This window comes from Microseira wollei NIES-4236 (assembly GCF_020521235.1).
Lineage (GTDB): Bacteria > Cyanobacteriota > Cyanobacteriia > Cyanobacteriales > Aerosakkonemataceae > Microseira > Microseira wollei.
The window spans coordinates 1-2,385 of record NZ_BLAY01000396.1 but is presented as its reverse complement, the minus strand read 5'-3'; the positions used below and the strand labels follow the sequence as shown (position 1 = coordinate 2,385).

The 2,385-nt window shown below is 45.6% G+C and carries 2 protein-coding genes; both read left to right on the top strand.

The window, feature by feature from the left end; translation table 11 throughout:
• Nucleotides 1-601 precede the first annotated feature (601 nt).
• The gene (locus MiSe_RS48655; protein WP_226594665.1) at nucleotides 602-1,027 is read left to right on the top strand and encodes a reverse transcriptase N-terminal domain-containing protein; all 426 of its coding nucleotides are present in this window, start codon (nucleotides 602-604) and stop codon (nucleotides 1,025-1,027) included.
• The gene (gene ltrA, locus MiSe_RS48650; RefSeq protein WP_226594662.1) at nucleotides 909-2,309 is read left to right on the top strand and encodes a group II intron reverse transcriptase/maturase; all 1,401 of its coding nucleotides are present in this window, start codon (nucleotides 909-911) and stop codon (nucleotides 2,307-2,309) included. The genes MiSe_RS48655 and ltrA overlap by 119 nt, the downstream gene beginning before the upstream one ends.
• Nucleotides 2,310-2,385: the final 76 nt, after the last annotated feature.

Sequence of the window (2,385 nt, the reverse complement as noted above, 5' to 3'; positions counted from 1 at the left end):
GTGCGATTCGTTCAGTTGAAATAAGTAGCAACACTTAGGGAAGACTGGCTGGGAACAGAGAAATCTAAACCCTGACAACTTTATAAGCAAGATGGTGAGCCTAGTACCCTAGAACGGCAAACCCATCCCTCACGATACAGAGTGAAGCCATCTCCCCTCGGTAGCGACTAACCATCAATCCGAGAAGCGGGACAAAAGATGACACGAAATAAACCTGACATAGTGTCATCCGGCTAAGACTCATGGGTACGAAAGGAAGTTACGCCTGAACTGCGATAAATGTCAAGTGGCGAAACAAGGTTGATACGCCACAGACAAAACGAGTCAATGGTGATGAGCAATGTGAATCCAAATAAGCGTTGAGTATCCTCAAAATCACCCCGCAGAGAGTAACACCCTAAAAGTCTAATGTGCCTATAAGGAACGAAGTAACCTTCCGTATGTTCCTCCGGAGTTCGAATACCGGAGGTAGGTGTTAACCACATACTGCGGATAGGAAAGATAGAGTCAGAAGCTAATGTCTGGGGTAATTCCCAGGATACGCAGACGGACTCACGTTTGTCCGATATGAATAGTCCAAGTCAGAGGAAACGTCAAAACTATGGGCAACCATAAGGTGAATTGGAAAGACATACCTTGGAAGAAATTCCACCGTCATGTCTACCGCCTCCAAAAGCGAATATTCAAGGCAAGCCAACGTGGTGATGTCGGCACAATGCAACGACTTCAGAAATTGTTGATGAAATCCTACGCCGCAAAATGTCTAGCGGTTCGCAGGGTGACGCAGGATAATCAGGGAAAATCTACTGCTGGAGTGGACGGGATAAAATCCCTAACGCTTAAAGAGCGCCTAGAACTGGTGGAAACACTGAAACTAGGTACGAAAGCCAAAGCTCGCGCGTTGGGTAATGATTCCAAAACCTGGAAAGGCTCAAAAGCGTCCCCTCGGAATTCCCACAATGAGAGACAGAGCTTTGCAGTGCTTGGTCAAACTAGCACTGGAACCAGAGTGGGAAGCACGGTTTGAAGAAAATTCCTATGGCTTCAGACCAGGAAGATCGTGCCATGATGCCATTGGAGCCATCTATTCCAGCATTAACAAGATGCCTAAATATGTGTTCGATGCGGACATAAGCAAATGCTTTGACCGAATAGACCACAAGGCACTGCTGTACAAATTAAATACCTTCCCGGCAATACGCCGCCAAGTCAAATCTTGGTTAAAGGCAGGATATATCCTCAATCACCAATGGGAACCAACCTACGCAGGGACTCCTCAAGGGGGGGTGATAAGCCCTCTCTTGGCTAACATAGCCCTGCATGGGTTGGAACAGCACATAAGAAGCCGCTTCAAGTCTAGCAATCAAACAAAGCGCAATCTTGGAGTGGTTAGGTATGCTGACGACTTTGTGATTCTTCACAAAGACCTAAAAGTTTTGGAGGATTGCATAAAAGGTGCATCCGAGTTCCTAGCATCAATCGGTCTTGAGTTACATCCCGGAAAAACAAAAATTGTCCACACCTTAAACGGTCACGACAATCATAAACCAGGGTTTAACTTCCTTGGTTTCAATATTCGCCAATCCAAAATTGGCAAACATCAGGGTAGCAAAACTAGGGAATATGTAACTCTCATCAAGCCCCAAAAAGAAAAGATACAAACCCACTCTCAAAAACTGGCTGACATCATAGTAAAAATGAGAGCCAAGCCACAAGCGGCATTAATCGGTAAACTAAATCCGATAATAAGAGGCTGGTCAAATTACTACAGCGCAGTGGTGAGTCAGGAAACGTTTGAGAAGTTAGACGTTCTCCTTTATTGGAACCTTAGAAACTGGGGAAAACGCCGTCATAATTCCAAATCAAAAAAGTGGATATACGAGCGGTACTGGCGAAGAATCCAACAAGGAGACTACAATGCCATGACCTTCTCCACCAGTCAGGATATTCAGAAACCCTACTGGCTACTATCTCATGCCCGAACGCCTATAGTAAGGCATAAGAAAGTTAAAGGAGCCAAAAGCCCATTTGACGGCGATTTAATCTACTGGAGTACGCGCCTTGGGGAACATCCCGAAGTGGACAGGACAGTTGCAAGACTACTGAAAAATCAGGACGGTAAATGCGCCTATTGTCGCCTCTACTTCATGGATGGAGACTTAATCGAAAAAGACCACATTGTTGAAAAACGCTTTGGAGGTAAAAACTCCAGAGATAACTTCCAACTTCTCCATCGCCATTGCCACGACAAAAAGACTGCAATGATGTCAGTCTTGGCTTGCTCCAATGTCATGGAAGCGGACAAATGAGGAGCGGAATGATGCGAAAGTATCACGTTCCGTTCTGGAGAGCAGCGGCTCTTGTAAGGGAGTCGCCGACTTTAAT

Coding starts and splice junctions, on each gene's coding strand:
- MiSe_RS48655 (WP_226594665.1), top strand. CDS start 602: ATGGGCAACCATAAGGTGAATTGGAAAGACATACCTTGGAAGAAATTC.
- ltrA (WP_226594662.1), top strand. CDS start 909: ATGATTCCAAAACCTGGAAAGGCTCAAAAGCGTCCCCTCGGAATTCCC.